Below are 17,947 nucleotides of genomic sequence, written 5' to 3'. Positions count from 1 at the left end.
GATCATTTTTATTCCTGCATCCCATTCGCATTCCGACACAAGATGGCAAAAAACAGCGGTGCTCATGGAGATTTTCAGGCTACACCATTTTATTAAATTCCTTGCGTAAACGCTTAATAATCCGCTTCTCCAGACGGGAGATGTAAGACTGGGAAATACCCAACAAATCAGCAACGTCCTTCTGCGTCTTCTCTTCCCCATCCGCCAGACCGAATCGAAGCTCCATGATCATGCGTTCTCTTTCACTCAGCTTATCGAGCGCTTTGTGGAGCAGCTTGCGATCCACCTGCTCTTCAATATTTTTGTAAATCGTATCATTTTCTGTGCCCAGCACGTCGGACAACAACAGCTCGTTCCCGTCCCAGTCGATATTGAGCGGTTCATCAAAGGATACTTCCGTTCTCGTCTTGCTGTTGCGGCGCAAATACATTAAAATCTCATTCTCGATACAGCGTGATGCATACGTGGCCAGCTTAATCTTTTTCTCCGGATCGAACGTATTGACCGCCTTAATCAACCCGATGGCGCCGATAGATACCAAGTCTTCGATATGAATGCCCGTGTTCTCGAACTTTCTTGCAATGTACACGACAAGCCGCAAGTTGCGCTCGATAAGCATCGCCCGTATCGCCGCTTCTCCCGAAGATAGCTTGGAAAGTAAATATTCTTCCTCTTCTCGCGTCAGAGGCGGCGGAAGCGCCTCGCTTCCGCCGATATAATAGATTTCGTCGCGCTTTAGTCCGACCCAGAACAACAGCCTATAATAATAGAGTTGCATCATTAGTTTCCATTTCAACCGCATCGCCAATCCTCCTATAAACGTTGTGATGAAAGGGCAATATAGACTGCAGCACGTCCTATGTAACGATGATGATAAAACATTCGAAGCAATGTCAGGCTCGATTCGATATGTTAGGAAGCGCGCGTAGCCGCTTCTGGAGTCTCCGAATGCAGCGAATAGGATGCTGCTGCTGCGGATTCCATCACACCGGGATGGATAATCGCCTGAAATGCACCTTCGTGGGATAACGTTCCTCCGTCCAGCCCAATAATAACTTTTGTACAGACGTACTTTTCGGTATCGGAAGTTACTTGAATGAAGTCCGGCTTTAATCCAATCATCCACTGCATCCCTTGGTTTACTCCACGATAAGGGATGATGCGCAGCCTGGACTCATCAAACGGCCATTTCCCATCCGAATCGCCTATTGATTGCAGCATATCGAGCGGCTGCTCCTGCTTCAGCCGTGCGAGCCATTCTCCGGGCAAGGCTCCCTCCCATAGGCATGACTCCGTAATAATGACTGGCGCACCGCTCAATGGATCATTCAGATGATTTCCCGTATCCACCAGACCTGTGCAGCTGCGCTTAATTTCACCAATTTGAATATCCACCTGAACCAATTGTCTTGCCACTTGCTGCTGACGTTTGCCTTGCTTCCACACCGTACGAAATAAAGCGTAGGAAGCCAGCAACGCCACGACTAAGAAGCCTGCACCCATTTGCAGATCTGCACCGCCGCTCTTCCACATTTCGCGGGCCTCGCGAAAGAGCGACCATCCTCTAGCATCTTGAAATAAATATTGCAAGCCGATGGCACCGCCGGCCAATACAAATGCTGAGAAATAAAAAGTCGCGAACGTTTTAACAAAAAAACCGATGTTGCGAAATCCAAATGCGATGAGCAGCATAACTATAGAAAAAAGTATTTTTCCCACATACGTATAAAGAATCGGATACGACGGTATGAATAACACAGCAGCATAAGCCGTCCCCACACCCGTCGCCGCAGCAACCTTCCATTTTGAGAAGGAGAACCCTCGCATCCAAGCTGTCGTGCGGAGCAAGGTCCAATCCAAAATGATGTTCAGACCAAATATAAGATCAGCATAGATGACGGTCAATGTGCTTCCCCCCTTCATAAGCCGCCAACTATTGGGAAGTTATTAATTAGTATAAAGAGACCCTTATCCGAAGTCTGTCTAAAGGTGGGCGAGGAAAGACACTTTTTTTGTCGAGGGTTACCAGATGATAGCTTTCATGGATGAGGAACGACAAAAGCGTTTGCCTGTAGTAGGCAAACGCTTTATCAATCGCTTGATCGTTACATTAATCGTTGTTGGTATTACGAGGCCGATTGCGCAAAAATGTTGGAATATCCAACTGATCTCCTGCCGGCTGATTTCCGAATGGACGAAGAGCAGAGTCAGAACGTGAATCATTGCCTTCGTTGCCGCTCGCAGCAGACGGCGGACGACGCCCTGGAATGGCAGGCGCAGGCTTATGCTCAAATCCAGTTGCGATGACCGTAACCTTAATATCATCCTTCATATTCTCATCAATGATTGCACCGAAAATCATATTCACTTCTGGATCAGAAGCTGCTGTTACAATCTCGGCTGCTTCATTGACTTCATACAAAGAAAGATTCGAACCGCCCGTAATGTTCATAATAACACCGCGCGCTCCATCGATAGACGTCTCGAGAAGCGGGCTCATAATTGCCTTGCGTGCCGCTTCCGCTGCGCGACTCTCGCCATTGGCAACACCGATACCCATCAGCGCAGATCCGCGTTCAGTCATAATCGTCTTCACGTCGGCAAAGTCCAAGTTAATAAGACCTGGTACCGCAATTAAATCGGAAATGCCCTGCACAGCCTGATGAAGCACGTTATCCGCCGCACGGAAAGCTTCCAGCATCGGTGTCTTCTTGTCTACAATCTCTAGCAAACGGTCATTTGGAATGACGATAAGCGTATCGACTTTCTCTTTCAGAGATTCAATCCCCATCTCTGATTGTGTAAAGCGTTTACGACCTTCGAATGTAAACGGACGAGTGACAACGCCGACAGTTAAAGCGCCGCATTCTTTGGCGATTTCGGCAATAACCGGTGCTGCGCCGGTACCTGTTCCGCCGCCCATTCCGGCTGTAACGAATACCATATCGGCGCCTTTCAACGTATTGCTTATTAACTCGCGTGATTCCTCAGCAGCTTTCTTCCCTACATCCGGATTCGCTCCAGCGCCCAAGCCTCGAGTCAGCTTATCCCCAATCTGCAGCTTATGCTCGGACTTTGCAAAATGCAGCGCCTGCGCATCTGTATTTACCGTAATAAATTCAACGCCCTGGACACCGTTATCTATCATGCGGTTAACCGCGTTACTGCCGCCGCCGCCGACGCCGATAACTTTAATTTGGGCTAATTGTTCCATCTCAAATTCAAATTCCAACATCAGTTCTCCATCTCCCCTTCATTGTGCATGGATGGCATGAAGTCAACTTTTTATTAAAGATCCGTGTTCAAAAAGAACGCTTTTTGAACAACCTCTAGATGAATTCACTAAACATATTTTTCAACCGTTCAATTAAGCCCGGCTTGTTCGATGATTCAACTGGAGTTGGCTTCCGTGCTGTCGCTTTCTTAGTGCCACCCGCACTGCGTGGACGAACGGAGCGCAACACATGATGCAATACCCCAACACCACTGACAAATCCCGGATCGCGCACTCCGATAAAGTCAGGCACGGCAATGCGTACGGACGTTTGCAACTCGGCTTGCGCCGCATGCAATACCCCTGGCATCGATACAGTGCCGCCGGATAGAATGTACCCACCAGGCAATTCCGTGAAACCTAGACGCTTCACTTCATTTTTGACAAGATGGAATATTTCCTGTACGCGCGGTTCAATGATGTTGGCCAAAAATACTTGATTAAACTCTTTTTCTACGTTACTGCCGATACGGGTTACTTTGAAGACTTGGTCTTCCACTGCATCGTCAATCCAAGCGCAGCCGAATTTCAGCTTCACTTTCTCCGCATGGTCTGACATCGTGCGCAAACCGTAAGCAATATCGTTCGTGACGAAGTCACCGCCGATAGGCAAAGTTGTTGTGGCTGTAAGCGTCCCGTCGCGGAAGATCGCAATCGTCGTCGCTCCGGCGCCTACATCTACAAGCACCGATCCCATCGTTTTTTCGTCTTTGGATAAAGCCAGCTGTCCGCCGGCCAGTGACATCAGCACTAAATCTTTGACATGCAAGCCCGCTTTCTCCACACATCTTAGTAAATTATGTATTGCGGTCTTCGCACCCGTGATAATCGTTGCATCGACTTCCAGACGTACTCCAATCATGCCGCGCGGATCGTGAATATCTTCCAATCCGTCAACAACGTATTGCTTTGCGACCACGTCGATAATCTCGCGTTCTGGAGGCAAAGCGATAACTTCTGCCGCTTTGAGCACACGCTCAATATCCTCTTCGCCGATTTCACGGTCTTCGTTCGAGACCGCGACAACTCCATGGCTCGATTGCAAGCCGATATGATTGCCCGATATGCCTACGTATACTTCCGTAATTTCAATGCCGACCATTCGCTCCGCATGCTCAATAGCATTGCGAATTGATTGGACGGTCTGATCAATATCTACAATCGCACCTTTGCGAATACCTTCTGAGTCAGCAGATCCAACGCCGATGATTTGCAGCGTTCCGTTGTTAATTTCTCCGATGATAGCACGCACTTTGGATGTACCGATGTCCAAACTCACAATGATGTCATTGCTGCTCAACCCGTGGCACCTCCCACTTCCAAGTCAATTGGTATGTTTGTATCCCCGGACACTTTGTATGTATTCAACAAAGTTTAGTCATTCCCTCTTTTTTCTACAAATTTTTTAGTGATAAGTCCTTCCATATGTAAAAGACGCTATAAATGAAGTGGGCTTTTCTTTACATAAAAACTTAAAGAAAAAAGAAGGAGATCGCGGGAAATACCATAAGCTTTATTCTAGCATTTTTTCCGTTTATTGAGTAGAGTTTTTTTCTTTCTCCAGATTTTACTCATCTTGACTGTCTTTATCGGCATCAGACTCTGTTAGCCTCTCAGTATCGATATCATTTGCTTCTTGACTATCTCTATCCTTGCCTATACCAGTTGCATCTTCGCCCTCTGAATCTAACTCGACATCTTCTTCGGAAGCAGGCAGGCTGGAATATGGGATGTACGAATCGGCCTTCAACATCGTGATGCGGCCTGGTTCCTGCGTCTCCACGACTCCGCTCAAGTAGGCAATCTTATCATGCAAAAAAGTGACGCTCGTTACAACCTCGAATCCTGAACGGGTATACAGCTTAATGCGATCCGGGTAAGAGGACGACGGAAAGAAGCGAATCTCGGAAATATCGGCCAGAAGCCCTTTCGGTATGTTAGCCAACTCTTTGCTCAGCTTGGACTTCATCTCTTGTTGTCCATCCCACTGTGTAAGCATTGGCTTCTCGAGTACCGTCTTCAGCTGTTCGTCAAGCTTGACGACCGAACCGTTCTCAAGACATGCTTGCATCATTCCGTCAGCAGTCAATTCATAGGCAACTGCAGCATATTCATGAACATGCACTTCAACTAAACCAGGAAATTGCTTGTCGACCTGCACTGATTTCACAAACGGATACTTGGCTTGAATGCGTTCGGCAACGGTTGAACTGCTTGTCCCAAAGAAGGGCTCTCCCGGCCTCAGGCCGCTCGTCTCGGTTAGATTCGCTTGCGTTACGAAATGCTCTCCAATCCAGCGCACCTGTGATATTTTGCTGATGGGCGAACGGAAGAACAACACTCCGAGCAGGACGATAAATAAGACAAATAAAAGCCAAATCAGTTTTGTTGCTTTCCGCTTCTTCTTCTGCGGCTTGTCTGGCAGCGGGGGAATCGTTCTTACTTGCAATGGGTTCATCCCCTTCTTCATCAACAGTAAACATATAATAATGCGTGTTCAGCAAGACCACTTTCGGTACCGAGAAGAGAAGTACAAGTTTTCGCAGGAAAACTTCATCGTAAGCATAAGCTCTTCGAGAGTGAATGCAAGATTCGATGCCGAATCGCATCTTCGGATACTTCGTGATCAAATGGAGGCCTTTTGAATAACCTCTCTTATACTAATATATACAGTAGTGCAAATACTCGCAATCCCCTCCGTATTAGGAGGGGACCCGATGATTGCATGATTGCCGTTTATCCATTTGCAAAATCCAACTTCGGAACTGGGGTATAGCGATCAATCTTTGCACCCAGCCGGCTGAATATATGCTCGATGCGATCGTAGCCCCGGTCGATGTGATGCACCTGCTCCAAGATTGTGCGCCCTTGTGCCGCCAATCCCGCGATGACGAGCGCGGCTCCGGCACGCAAATCCGTTGCTTCCACCGTAGCGCCATACAGCGACTGAACACCTCTGACAAAAGCAGAGCTCAAGTCTACGCGAATATCCGCCCCCATGCGGGACAGTTCATCCACATGCCTGAAGCGACCTTCGAATACGGTCTCCTTCATGACGCTGACGCCATCAGCAAGCGATAGAAGGACCATCAGCTGAGACTGTAAATCCGTAGGGAACGCCGGATACGGCGATGTAACGGTTCGCTCCACCGCTTTCGGCCTCCCGATGCTGGTCACATTAATTATACCATCACTCGTAGCAATCTGAACACCAGCCCTGCGCAGGATATGAATTAATGCCGTTAAATGTTCTGCATGGGCGTTGGTGAGCGTCACCGCACCGCGTGTCGCCGCGGCCGCAATCATTAGCGTGCCCGCGACGATGCGATCAGGTATGATCTCGTATTGACACCCGCGGAGCTGCTTCACCCCGGTCACGATTATCGTATCCGAGCCCGCACCGGTAATATTAGCGCCCATTCGGTTAAGGAACCGCTGCAGATCAACAATTTCCGGCTCCCGCGCAGTATTCGTAATTACCGTCGTTCCTTTAGCTAGAACCGCCGCCATCATAATATTTTCGGTAGCGCCCACGCTAGGAAAATCCAAATGAATTTCGGCGCCTTCCAATTGCTCCGCGCGGCATGTAATGCGATTGCCGCATTGCTCTAATTCGGCACCAAGCGCTTGCAGCCCGCGCAAATGCAAATCAATCTTGCGTTCGCCAATGGCACAACCGCCAGGCTGATAAATATGAACCTCTTTAAAACGCGCAAGCAGCGGCCCCATTAAGAAGATAGAGGAGCGCATCTGGCGCATCAAATCTTCCGGCACGTGGGCCGAGTGAGCACCTGCAGAATCCATAGTGACCGTATAGCCGTCCTGAACGGCTCGGCAACCTAGTCGGCGCAAAATGTTCAGCATTACTTCAATATCGAGTAATTGCGGGACATTATCGAGCTTCACGGTACCGTCGGCCAGGATCGCGGCTGCTAAAATCGGTAAAGCGGCATTTTTCGCTCCATGGATACGAATGGTTCCTGATAGAGGCTTTCCACCCTCAATCACCAATTTGTCCAATGTATCACCTCCGAGATTACCGCTCACCCACCACCAACACTTCCGGCACCAACTCGACACCATAACGGTCCTTTATCGTTAGTTGGATACGCTCCATCAGGGTGAGCACGTCTGACGCTGTTGCTTGCCCGGTGTTTACAATGAAATTGGCGTGTTGCGTGGAAACTTCGGCCCCGCCGATGCGCAATCCCTTCAACCCCGCTTCTTCAATGAGCCGGGCAGAATAATCTCCCGGGGGATTGCGGAATACGCTGCCTGCGCATGCCGATGTCAGCGGTTGCGTACGCCGCCGGCGATCCTTATACGATGCATTCAAGGCTTTGAGTTCTTGTCGATCTCCGGGCGTGAGCCGGAACGTCGCCTCCAATACGATGCCCCGTTTCTCATGCAGCACAGAATGGCGGTAAGCAAACTGCATCTCTTCCGCACCGTAACGCACCAATTCCCCTGTGTCCAGTACAATCTCAGCAGAATCTAATATTCGTGACACGTCAGACCCATGTGCCCCCGCATTCATGTATACGGCCCCGCCGACCGTTCCAGGAATGCCTCCTGCATATTCGAGCCCTGCCAGGCCCAAATTGCTCGAGGTTACCGACAATTTAATAAACGAATAACCTGCTCCAGCATGAATCAAGTGTTCTTCCTGACGGACATAATCAAGTGCCAATCCTGTATGAATGACAACTCCGCGCACTCCTTTATCGGATATAAGCATATTCGAGCCGCGGCCAACCGTCATCCATGGCACTTGCAAGTCATGCAGAAGCTTGACAGTTTGAATCAATTGCTCCTTACCGGCCGGTTCGACGAGCACATCCGCCGGACCTCCGATTTTCCACGTTGTATACGGCGCAAGCGGCTCATTACATTTGTATTTCCCTAAGTTCTGTTCGGTGTATCGGGAAATAAATTGCTGCAGCATATGATGAACCTCCTTTACCTCTCCAACTGTCACATACATTGAAATCATGCTGTCGTTCGTTCAAAGCAGCGGTGTAGGGAGACTGTCACGATGTATAGAGTATCTTATGTCAGTGTGACACGTTGTGTGACAGTAGCCCACGCTGAAGGAACAATGCATCATTCCACAATGTGTCTCGCGATGACATCGTCATCAAGCAAAAAAATCGGGCAAGCTCTACTTGCCCGTCAATCGTTCGAGTTCAGTTACGACTCGTGCCGCCGCATCCGGCTGTCCAGCCGACTTGGCACACGAAGACATATGACTGCGTTTCTTCTCGTCTGTCATCAAAGTCTTTATTTGAGCAAACAACGCTTCGGTTGTAAGCTGTTTCTCCGTTATCATGACGGCGGCACCGACCTCTTGCAAGGAGCGCGCATTCGCTTCTTGATGGTTGTTCGTCACGTTCGGTGACGGAATCAATATGGACGGGATGCCGAGTGCCGTCAATTCCGCCAGCGACGACGCACCTGCCCGGCTTACAGCAAGCGTGGTAGCGGCCAACACTTCTGGCATATTGCCAATGTAAGGAAGAACATGCAAATGATTGCGTACGGCTTCACTTGCTTGCAGTACCGATTTGCGGGTTGATTCATAGTAATTTTGTCCGGTCACATATACGAAATGAACACCAGGCAGTTGTTTGAGCATCGGCACCATGCCGATCATCGCATTATTAATGGCTTGCGCCCCCCGGCTTCCTCCTACGACCAGCACGATTCGGCTGTCTATAGGCAAGCCAAGCGACGCGAAGCCGCGCTCCCGATTCGCTTCGACGACAGCCGTCGCGCGCGGATTGCCGCAGTACACCACGTTCTTCGCCTTGTTGAAGTGGGAAGTGGATTGCTCGTAGCTGACGGCAACCGAATTAACATAACGGCTTAGAAATGAATTGGTCAACCCCGGGATGACGTTCTGTTCATGGACGACGGTTGGAATGCCGAGCTTAGACGCGGCATAGACAACCGGGCCGCATACATAGCCTCCGGTGCCAATGACGACGTCAGGCTTAAATTCCTTCAGCATCGCTTTCGCTTTCGTAACGCCGCGGATAAACCGCATTACGGTCTTTACATTATCAATGGAAAGCTTGCGCCGAAAGCCGGTAATATCGATAGTAGCAAAAGGAAGGCCTTCCTCCGGTACGAGTCGGCTTTCCAAGCCTCTCTCTGTTCCAATATATAAAAAAGTGCAGTCGGGAAATCTCTTTTCACATTCCCGCGCGATGGCGACAGCCGGATAAATATGTCCGCCCGTTCCGCCGCCGCTAAGCACGACGCGCATATCGTTCACCTCGCATAACGTGATATGTTGAGCAGGATGCCAAGCGCGGTTAGCATCAAGGTCAGAGAAGAACCGCCGTAACTGATTAACGGCAGGGTAATGCCCGTGACCGGCATTAAACCGATGACGACGCCGATATTGATAATGACCTGAACCGCGACAATGCCGACGATGCCTGCGGCAAGCAGACTGCCGAACGTATCGGGAGCAGTCATAGCAGCTCTCATGCCGCGCCATACCAGAATTAAGAAGAGCAGCAATACGGCAACGCCGCCAATAAAGCCAAGCTCTTCAGCCAAAATGGAAAAAATAAAGTCTGTCTGCGGCTCGGGAACGTAATTGTACTTCTGCCTGCTCGCTCCGAGACCAAGTCCGATGAGCCCTCCCGGTCCAATCGCATATAACGATTGAATTGCCTGATAACCGGCGCCTAACGGATCCTGCCACGGATCGAGAAAGGCGGTAATGCGCTGCAAGCGGTACGGGGCCGCAAGCACAAGTCCTACGAACCCGGCGACGCCTACGAGCGCGAGCGACATCAGATGCTTGATTCTTGCTCCTGCAGTAAAAATGACGAGCAGGGAGGCGCCTACCATGACGGTGCCCGTTCCGAGATCCGGCTGCAGCATAATCATGGCGAACGCCGCTCCCATAATACCGAGCGGAGGCAGCAGTCCTTGCGTGAACAGCGTAATTCGCGACTGTTCCTCTGACAGCATCTTGGCGAGAAAAATAACCATGGCCAGCTTCATGAACTCGGACGGCTGAATACCGAAGGAGCCGATGCCTAGCCAGCTTCGCGCTCCGCCCCGCACATTGCCGATACCGGGAATGAGTACGATGACGAGCAGAGCAAAGCAGATGATAAGTCCTATTTTAGCGTATCGTTTCCACACATGATAGTCCGTGTTCATCGTAAAGAACATGGCAACCAAACCGAGAACGGCAAACAGCAATTGTCGTTTGACAAAATAAAAAGAATCCCCGTAATCGTGATACGCCACCACGGCGCCTGCGCTATATACCATGACAATACCAATCGCTAGAAGCGATAGAACTGAAACGATGAGCCACAAATCGGGCGCAGTTCGTGCTTTGACCATGCGGTACACCTCATTGGACAATGTAGGGGCTTGAACACCCCCCTACTACAGACTATGCACCGCCGCTTTAAACATTCTTCCCCGTTCCTCATACGATGGGAACATATCCCAACTTGCACATGCCGGAGACAGCAGCACGATATCGCCCGCCTCCGCATAACGCTGCGCGAGTTGGACCGCCTCGTTGATTGCAGCGGCTGCATTATCCATATTGTCGACGACTGCGATGTCGGATAAACCCGCTACTGCCGCAACATGCTCCATAACTTGTCTCGTCTGTCCCATCGTGACGACAGCTTTGACACGCTCGCGCATGACGGGAATCAATTCGTGAAAGTCTAATCCGCGATCAAGCCCGCCCGCAATGAGCACGATATTGCCTTCAAACGCTTCGAGCGCCATCAGTGTCGCTTTCGTGTTCGTCGCTTTGGAATTGTTATAGTAGACGACTCCATTGTCATTGCGAACGAATTCGAGACGATGCTCAACCCCGTTGAACGCTCGCAAAGGCTCGGCCAATGAGTCAGGGGAAGCGCCCGCTGCAATCGCAATGGCACATGCAGCCAGAGCGTTGTCGACGTTGTATCTTCCTGGCAGGCCGATCTCCTGCACCTGCACGATTGGATGTGACATTCCCTGCTCGTCGACATACACCAGATGACGGGATTCGTCATTCTCCGTCACGTCAGTGAACGGCGGATCGACAAATACGCCGCAATCGACGCGCTTATTTGAAGATACCCACCATTTGCGGGCTTGAATCCGCGAGGCGAGCGAGCGGCATGTTTCATCGTCTGCATTCAGCACGGCGACATCTTGCTCTGTCATATTTTCAAATAAGCGCGCTTTGGAGTTCACATAATCCTCCATCGTTCCATGATAGTCCAGATGCGTTTCCGCCACATTTAACAAGCTGGCGACTCGCGGACGGAACTGATCGGTTCCTTTCAGTTGAAAGCTGCTTAATTCCACGACGAGGATATCGTCTTCTTCGACCTCCTCTGCAGCTTGGCAGAGCGGCGTTCCGATGTTGCCGGCCACCACCGGCTTCAGTCCTGCCGCAACTAGCATGTTGCCGACCCAAGTCGTCGTTGTCGTCTTACCATTGCTCCCTGTAATTCCGACAATTGGCGCCGGACTTAGACGATAGGCGACCTCGACCTCGGTGACGATCTCGATGCCTAGCGCTGTCGCCTTCGCTACAGGCGGAGCAGAATACGGGATTCCCGGATTCTTAACGACCAAAGCAACCTGTTCATCAATCAGTTCATCGGGATGATGCCCGCATACAACACAAATGCCCAAAGCTTCTAATTCTGAAGCTTCGGGGCACATGTGGCGTTCCTTCTTATCATTTACGGTGACTAGCGCACCGCGGTCATGAAATACCTTTGCCACGCGTACGCCGCTCTTGGCCAAGCCAAGCACGACGACACGTTGTCCCTGATATGATTCTGGATGGTTCATCCGTTACAACCCCTTGTTGATCCATAATCCAAGTCCAGCCAGCACGATTCCGACAAGCCAGAATGTGATGACAACGCGCCATTCGGACCAGCCGCACAACTCGAAATGATGATGAATCGGACTCATTTTAAATACACGTTTGCCGCGCGTCTTGAACGACACGACCTGAATGATGACGGACAGCATCTCGATGACAAATATCCCGCCGATGATGATAATGAGCAATTCCGTCTTCGTCAAGATGGCGATAGCCGCGATAGCTCCTCCGATTCCTAGTGAACCAGTGTCCCCCATGAACACTTTGGCCGGATGCGCATTGAAGACGAGGAATCCGAGCACAGCCCCTACCATCGCCGCCGCACTGACCGCAGCAGATATTTCCGATGATTGCATCGCAATCAACGCGAACGCGGAGAAAGCGATGGCGCTTGTTCCGGACAACAGGCCGTCTAGCCCATCCGTGAAATTCACCGCGTTGCTAACGGCTAGCATCATTAAAATAATGAACAGATAATAAAACCAGCCGAAATCAAGTCCAAGCGCAGTGCCCGGAATGGAAATAACCGTGCTGTGACCTGATTGCCATAATAAAAAACAAATAAGTCCAGCGCAAAACAACTGACCGATTAGCTTCTGTCTTGCCGTTAAGCCAAGAGAACGGCGAAAGACAATTTTTATATAGTCGTCAAGAAATCCGACCAGCCCAAAGCCTAACGTAGCGATAAGCAATACGTAGAAGTCGGTATCCATAACCGAAAATTTCAAAAATGCAAGCGTAAACGCTAGTAAAATTATCATTCCGCCCATCGTCGGTGTTCCCGTTTTTTTCAAATGGGCTTTCGGACCGTCGTCACGCACCTGTTGACCAAACTTCAGCCTGCGCAGAAGCGGAATCGTTAACGGGCCCAATATGACGGCTAGGATAAAAGATACACCGATTGTCATTAACATCAATTTGAAGTCCAATCCCTACACCTCCCGTTACCACACCAACTAATGCTCGACATTTATCCATTCATTAACAACTTCTTCTAGTTTCATTCCTCGCGAGGCTTTGACGAGAACAATATCGCCCGCGGCTGCATGCTTCACGAGACATGCCTTCAACGCTTCCTTATCGTCAAATGAATAAACGGCCTCGGCAGGGAAATGTTGCAGGGCGCCGTTCGCGATTTCCTGCCCAAGTGCCCCATATGTGAGCAAAAGATCGATACTGCCTGGTGCGATCGAAGTGCCTACCTCGTAGTGAAGCTGTGCTTCCTGCGGCCCAAGTTCCAGCATATCGCCCAGAATGGCAATCCGCTTGCCTCCCTTTAGCTCAGCCAGCACGGACAGTGCGGCTAGCGTAGCTGTGGGACTTGCGTTATAAGCGTCGTTCAATATGGTCCAGCCGTCCGCCGTGACGGTCCGCTCAAAGCGCATGCCGCTAACTTGAGCCACTGCTAAACCGTGCGCGATCTGCTCTTCATGAAGTCCGAAATGACGGGCGATCGCAATTGCGGCTAACGCATTAATGACATTATGCCGTCCTAGCAACGGAAGCTTATAAGACGTCATGCCACTTCCATCTGGCAAAGCGACGGTGAATAGCGTACTGTCATGAAGCATCGTTACCTGTTCTGGTCGTATATCGCAGCGGCTGCTCGTGCCAAAGCGCAAAAGATGCATCCGTTCGGGATGCCTCGTCTCCGGTTCGGACAGGACGAGGTCGATTAGCGGCTCGTCGCCATGGCATATGAGCACGCCGTCCTCCTGCAGTCCGCTTAAGATTTCTAGTTTCGCACGCGCAATTTCTTCACGTGAACCGAGCTGCAGCAAATGCGCTTCACCGATATTCGTAATGACAGCTGCATCCGGCTGGGCGATATTCGAGAGAAGCTCGATCTCACGGCGACCGCTCATGCCCATTTCAAGCACGGCAATGTCCGTATCTTGCGGCATGGACAGTACGGTTAGCGGAAGTCCAATATGGTTGTTGAAGTTGCCATCCGTCTTATGTACCTTGAAGCGCTCAGATAAGACAGATGCGATTAAATCTTTCGTTGTCGTCTTGCCATTGCTGCCTGTCACAGCAACTACCTTCGCGTTCAGCTTGGATAGATAAGCGGAAGCGAGCCGCTGCAGCGCTGCATACGTATCATCTACGATAACAGCGGCCGCAGGCGGGTTCGGTTGATCGGCTTGCCACAAAGTAGCCGCAGCCCCGCCCTTGAGCGCTTGCTCCACATAGATGTGGCCGTCGAACCGTTCGCCCCGGAGCGGTACGAACAAGGCACCGGGCCTGATGCTGCGTGAATTGGTGCTAACCCCTTTGATGATGTGCTCCCCGCAGGCAGGAACCGGCAAGGTTCCACCGCATAGGGATGCTACTTCTTGCAATGTCGTTTCTATCACTGAAATTTTCCCCTTATCGCTTCTTTTGCCACCAAGCGATCATCGAAGTCAAACGTTTCTTTTCCGATGATTTGATAAGTCTCGTGGCCTTTCCCCGCAATCAATACTACATCGTGCGGGCTTGCCATTTCAATAGCTTTAGCGATGGCTGTACGCCGATCTACGATACATTCATAGCGGCTTGAGTCCACGCTCATTTCTTTCAGGCCTGCCTCAATGTCAACCAAAATGAGGGCAGGATCCTCTGTGCGCGGATTATCCGAGGTAACAAAGCAGTAATCGGCATAACGGGCCGCAATTTTCCCCATTAGCGGACGCTTCGTCCGGTCCCGATCCCCGCCGCAGCCGAACACGCATAAGACGCGGCCTTCCGCGAATTCCTTCACCGTCTGCAGCACATTTTCCAGTCCGTCTGGCGAATGCGCATAATCTACGATGACAGTGAAAGGCTGACCCGCTTCGACAGACTCAACGCGTCCGTCCACGCCCGCCACTTCCTGCAGGCTGTCACGGATTGCTTCCAGCTCGATACCCTCGATAAGCCCGACCGCAATCGCTGCAAGCGCGTTGTATACGTTGAATGTTCCAACCATGCGCAGCTGTACGTCGACCGATCCCCGGAACGTATGCACCTTGAAGCTCGTTCCCTTCGCTGTAATGCGAATCGCTTCCGCGCGGACATCCGCCTGCTCTGACAGCCCATACGTAATCGTCTCCGCCACAGTCAGCTCGGCAAAATGCGCTGAAGCCGCATCGTCTGCATTCAAGACCGCATAGGAGCGCTCTTCTTCCTTATCCGCGAACGAGTTGCCTAGACGTGAGAACAAGAGACCCTTCGCATCGCGATAGGCTTCCATCGTCTCGTGATAGTCCAAATGGTCCTGTGTCAGGTTCGTGAATACGGCCGTGCGGAAACGACAGCCTTGGACGCGTCCTTGCACGAGTGCATGCGAGGACACCTCCATGGCAACCGCCTCCACGCCCTCATCGACCATGTTTCTGAGCGCATGCTGCAGTTCGAGTGCGTTAGGTGTCGTGCCCGACATCGGCAGCACGTGGTTCGCGTAGCGCATTTGAATCGTGCCAATGACGCCTGTCTTGCGCTTCGCATCCGTCAATATTTTTTCAATCAAATAAGTGATGGTCGTCTTTCCGTTCGTTCCCGTTACACCTATCAAGTTCAACTTTTTGCTGGGCGATTGATAGAAGGCATCAGACAGGACCGCGAGTGCATGACGCGCATTTTTCACGATGAGCTGAGGTATCGGCATAGCCAGCTCCCGCTCGACCACGAGGGCGGCCGCACCCGCTGCCACCGCACGCTCCGCATAGCGGTGTCCATCATCGACGGTTCCTGATATGCAGAAGAACAGGTCGCCCTGCTGCACACGGCGAGAATCCACTGCCAATCCTGTATATACCGTTTCTTCGTCCCCTTTGCATTTCGCTGTCAGCATCCGTGCAGATGCTTCAGACAATCGCAACTGTTGCATGTTTATTCCTCCGTCTCTTGTCCCATGTAAATGCGAATCGTCGATCCGCGCTCCACCCGGGTTCCCGGCTTAGGCGCTTGATGAATGACCGTCGGGCCCGTGCCGGATTTCGCTAATTGAAAATTCATATTCATATCTTCGTAAATATCGGATAACGTCTTGCCCATCAGATTCGGCACCGCAACAATTGGCGTTTCATCGTATCTATATTTGCGCGTCACCTGTTTCTCACGCGCCTCTACTCCCATATAATGGAGCGCATCCTCCATAATACGTTTGACGATTGGCGCTGCCACAAGTCCTCCGAATTGGATGCCTTGCGGATCATCGACCGCCGTATAAATGACGATCTTCGGATCATCTGCCGGCGCAAATCCGATGAATGATACGATGTGCTCGTCTGGTGAATATCTGCCGTTCACGACCTTCTGTGCAGTACCGGTCTTCCCGCCTACGCGGTAGCCATCGATGAAGGCATTCCTCCCTGTACCTTGCGCCACGACATGCTCCAACGCGTCACGCACCTTAGCAGACGTTTCCGGCGAAATGACTTGACGCACGATCTCCGGCTTCACTTCATCGACAACCATCCCCGTTTCCGGATGATGAAAGGACTTGGCGATGTGAGGACGGTACAATTTTCCGCCGTTTATCGCAGCCGATACCGCGGCAATTTGCTGAATCGGCGTAACGGATACCCCTTGTCCGAAGGCTGTCGTAGCCAGCTCCACCGGTCCGACGCGATTCAATTTGAACAGAATCCCGCTTGCTTCCCCGCTCAAATCAATCCCCGTCTTCTGCCCGAATCCGAAATTGCGTATGTAGTCGAATAACGACTCTTTTCCCAAACGTTGACCCAGCGCGACGAACCCGGGGTTGCAGGAGTTTTCCACCACTTCGAGGAAGGTCTGGCTGCCGTGCCCGCCCTTCTTCCAGCAGCGGAGTCTGGCGCCTCCCACTTCAATGCGGCCGGGATCGAAGAAATGCTCGTTGTACAAATTCACCTTGCCCTCTTCGAGCGCCGCTGCGAGCGTAATTATTTTAAAAGTCGATCCAGGTTCATACATCATCCAAATCGGCAAATTGCGGTTATACACCTCAACAGGATACTCTTGGTATTTTCCCGGGTCGTAATTCGGACGGCTCGCCATCGCCAATATTTCACCCGATTTCGGGTCCATGGCGATCGAGACGATCTGCTTCGGCTTCAAATCAAGCATCGCCTGATCAAGTTCCCGCTCCATTATTGTCTGTATCTGCTTGTCAATCGTCAATTGCAAATTTAATCCATCTTGCGGTTGGACGTATTTTTCTGATGAGTTCGGCATCTGTCTTCCTGCCGCATCTGCCAGAAAAGAGACGTTCCCCGCAATGCCGTTCAGAGCGGTGTTGTATCTCTGTTCAATGCCTGTCAAGCCTTGATTATAGCCGCCTGTAAAGCCTAGTATGTGGGAAGCGAAATCACCAAACGGATAATACCTCTTATTATCCTCTGCAACGACGATGCCCGGCAAGTTGAGATCACGCACTTTTTGTGCCGTTTCGAGCGATATTTTGCGGCCTCCCGGCTTAATATATACCGAAGATTGCCGTTTCGTAATGATTCGCTCCACATCTTCCGATTTGATGCCTAACACGGATGCCAACTGAGCTGCCGTGCTCTTCGCATCTTTAATCTGCGCCGGAACCGCCATAATCGTAGGGGAGCTAATATTATAGGCTAATCGCTCACCGTTGCGGTCCCATATTTCGCCGCGCTTCGATGTGACGGGAATGTTTCTCCTCCACAGCTCCTCCGCCTGCGCTGACAGCTCTCCGCCTTCCCAGAGCTGAACATAGGCCAGACGCACAATGAGAGCGATAAAGCCAAGTGAAACTAATCCTATCCCGATAATAAGCCGCTTGCGGACCGTTACGCCTGATACTTTCACGGTATCCCCTCCTTTGT

The 17,947-nt window shown here is 51.0% G+C and carries 14 protein-coding genes; all 14 read right to left on the bottom strand.

Features of this window, described 5'->3' with window-relative positions:
• Positions 1–79 precede the first annotated feature (79 nt).
• The 14 genes from sigE to LQV63_RS00660 all read right to left on the bottom strand — a co-directional run bounded on the left by sigE (position 80) and on the right by LQV63_RS00660 (position 17,930).
• Positions 80–802, bottom strand: a complete 723-nt coding sequence (sigE, locus tag LQV63_RS00725) for an RNA polymerase sporulation sigma factor SigE (RefSeq protein ID WP_019420634.1) — start codon at positions 800–802, stop codon at positions 80–82.
• Between the two features lie 110 nt (positions 803–912).
• Positions 913–1,905 (bottom strand): sigma-E processing peptidase SpoIIGA, encoded by a 993-nt coding sequence (spoIIGA, locus tag LQV63_RS00720; RefSeq protein WP_233695341.1) that lies wholly within the window; start codon positions 1,903–1,905, stop codon positions 913–915.
• Positions 1,906–2,110: 205 nt separating this feature from the next.
• Entirely contained in the window at positions 2,111–3,235 is a 1,125-nt protein-coding gene (ftsZ, locus tag LQV63_RS00715) for a cell division protein FtsZ (RefSeq protein WP_019420636.1), read from the bottom strand.
• Positions 3,236–3,329: 94 nt separating this feature from the next.
• Entirely contained in the window at positions 3,330–4,574 is a 1,245-nt protein-coding gene (gene ftsA / locus LQV63_RS00710) for a cell division protein FtsA (protein ID WP_233695340.1), read from the bottom strand.
• A 267-nt stretch (positions 4,575–4,841) separates the two neighbouring features.
• Positions 4,842–5,732, bottom strand: a complete 891-nt coding sequence (locus LQV63_RS00705; protein ID WP_157259496.1) for a cell division protein FtsQ/DivIB — start codon at positions 5,730–5,732, stop codon at positions 4,842–4,844.
• A 278-nt stretch (positions 5,733–6,010) separates the two neighbouring features.
• Complete coding sequence (gene murA, locus LQV63_RS00700; protein WP_019420639.1) at positions 6,011–7,294, bottom strand: UDP-N-acetylglucosamine 1-carboxyvinyltransferase; 1,284 nt, start codon at positions 7,292–7,294, stop codon at positions 6,011–6,013.
• Positions 7,295–7,310: 16 nt separating this feature from the next.
• Entirely contained in the window at positions 7,311–8,219 is a 909-nt protein-coding gene (gene murB, locus LQV63_RS00695; RefSeq protein WP_233695339.1) for a UDP-N-acetylmuramate dehydrogenase, read from the bottom strand.
• A 216-nt stretch (positions 8,220–8,435) separates the two neighbouring features.
• On the bottom strand, positions 8,436–9,542 hold the full coding sequence (gene murG / locus LQV63_RS00690; RefSeq protein WP_019420641.1) for an undecaprenyldiphospho-muramoylpentapeptide beta-N-acetylglucosaminyltransferase: 1,107 nt from the start codon (positions 9,540–9,542) through the stop codon (positions 8,436–8,438).
• A 5-nt stretch (positions 9,543–9,547) separates the two neighbouring features.
• Positions 9,548–10,645, bottom strand: coding sequence for a stage V sporulation protein E (gene spoVE / locus LQV63_RS00685; RefSeq protein WP_019420642.1), 1,098 nt, complete (start codon positions 10,643–10,645; stop codon positions 9,548–9,550).
• Between the two features lie 45 nt (positions 10,646–10,690).
• Positions 10,691–12,112, bottom strand: a complete 1,422-nt coding sequence (gene murD, locus LQV63_RS00680; RefSeq protein WP_233695338.1) for a UDP-N-acetylmuramoyl-L-alanine--D-glutamate ligase — start codon at positions 12,110–12,112, stop codon at positions 10,691–10,693.
• Positions 12,113–12,115: 3 nt separating this feature from the next.
• Entirely contained in the window at positions 12,116–13,078 is a 963-nt protein-coding gene (gene mraY, locus LQV63_RS00675; protein WP_019420644.1) for a phospho-N-acetylmuramoyl-pentapeptide-transferase, read from the bottom strand.
• A gap of 27 nt (positions 13,079–13,105) precedes the next feature.
• Positions 13,106–14,506: a UDP-N-acetylmuramoyl-tripeptide--D-alanyl-D-alanine ligase gene (locus tag LQV63_RS00670; RefSeq protein ID WP_233695337.1), complete on the bottom strand. Its 1,401-nt coding sequence runs from the start codon at positions 14,504–14,506 to the stop codon at positions 13,106–13,108.
• Positions 14,503–15,999 (bottom strand): UDP-N-acetylmuramoyl-L-alanyl-D-glutamate--2,6-diaminopimelate ligase, encoded by a 1,497-nt coding sequence (locus LQV63_RS00665; protein ID WP_325175837.1) that lies wholly within the window; start codon positions 15,997–15,999, stop codon positions 14,503–14,505. The genes LQV63_RS00670 and LQV63_RS00665 overlap by 4 nt, the downstream gene beginning before the upstream one ends.
• Before the next feature lie 2 nt (positions 16,000–16,001).
• Positions 16,002–17,930 (bottom strand): stage V sporulation protein D, encoded by a 1,929-nt coding sequence (locus LQV63_RS00660; RefSeq protein WP_019420647.1) that lies wholly within the window; start codon positions 17,928–17,930, stop codon positions 16,002–16,004.
• Between the last annotated feature and the right edge of the window lie 17 nt (positions 17,931–17,947).

It is taken from the genome of Paenibacillus profundus (assembly GCF_021369635.1).
Classification (GTDB): domain Bacteria; phylum Bacillota; class Bacilli; order Paenibacillales; family Paenibacillaceae; genus Paenibacillus_B; species Paenibacillus_B profundus.
Note: the sequence above shows the minus strand (reverse complement) of the source record. Positions and strands in the feature narration are given on the sequence as shown.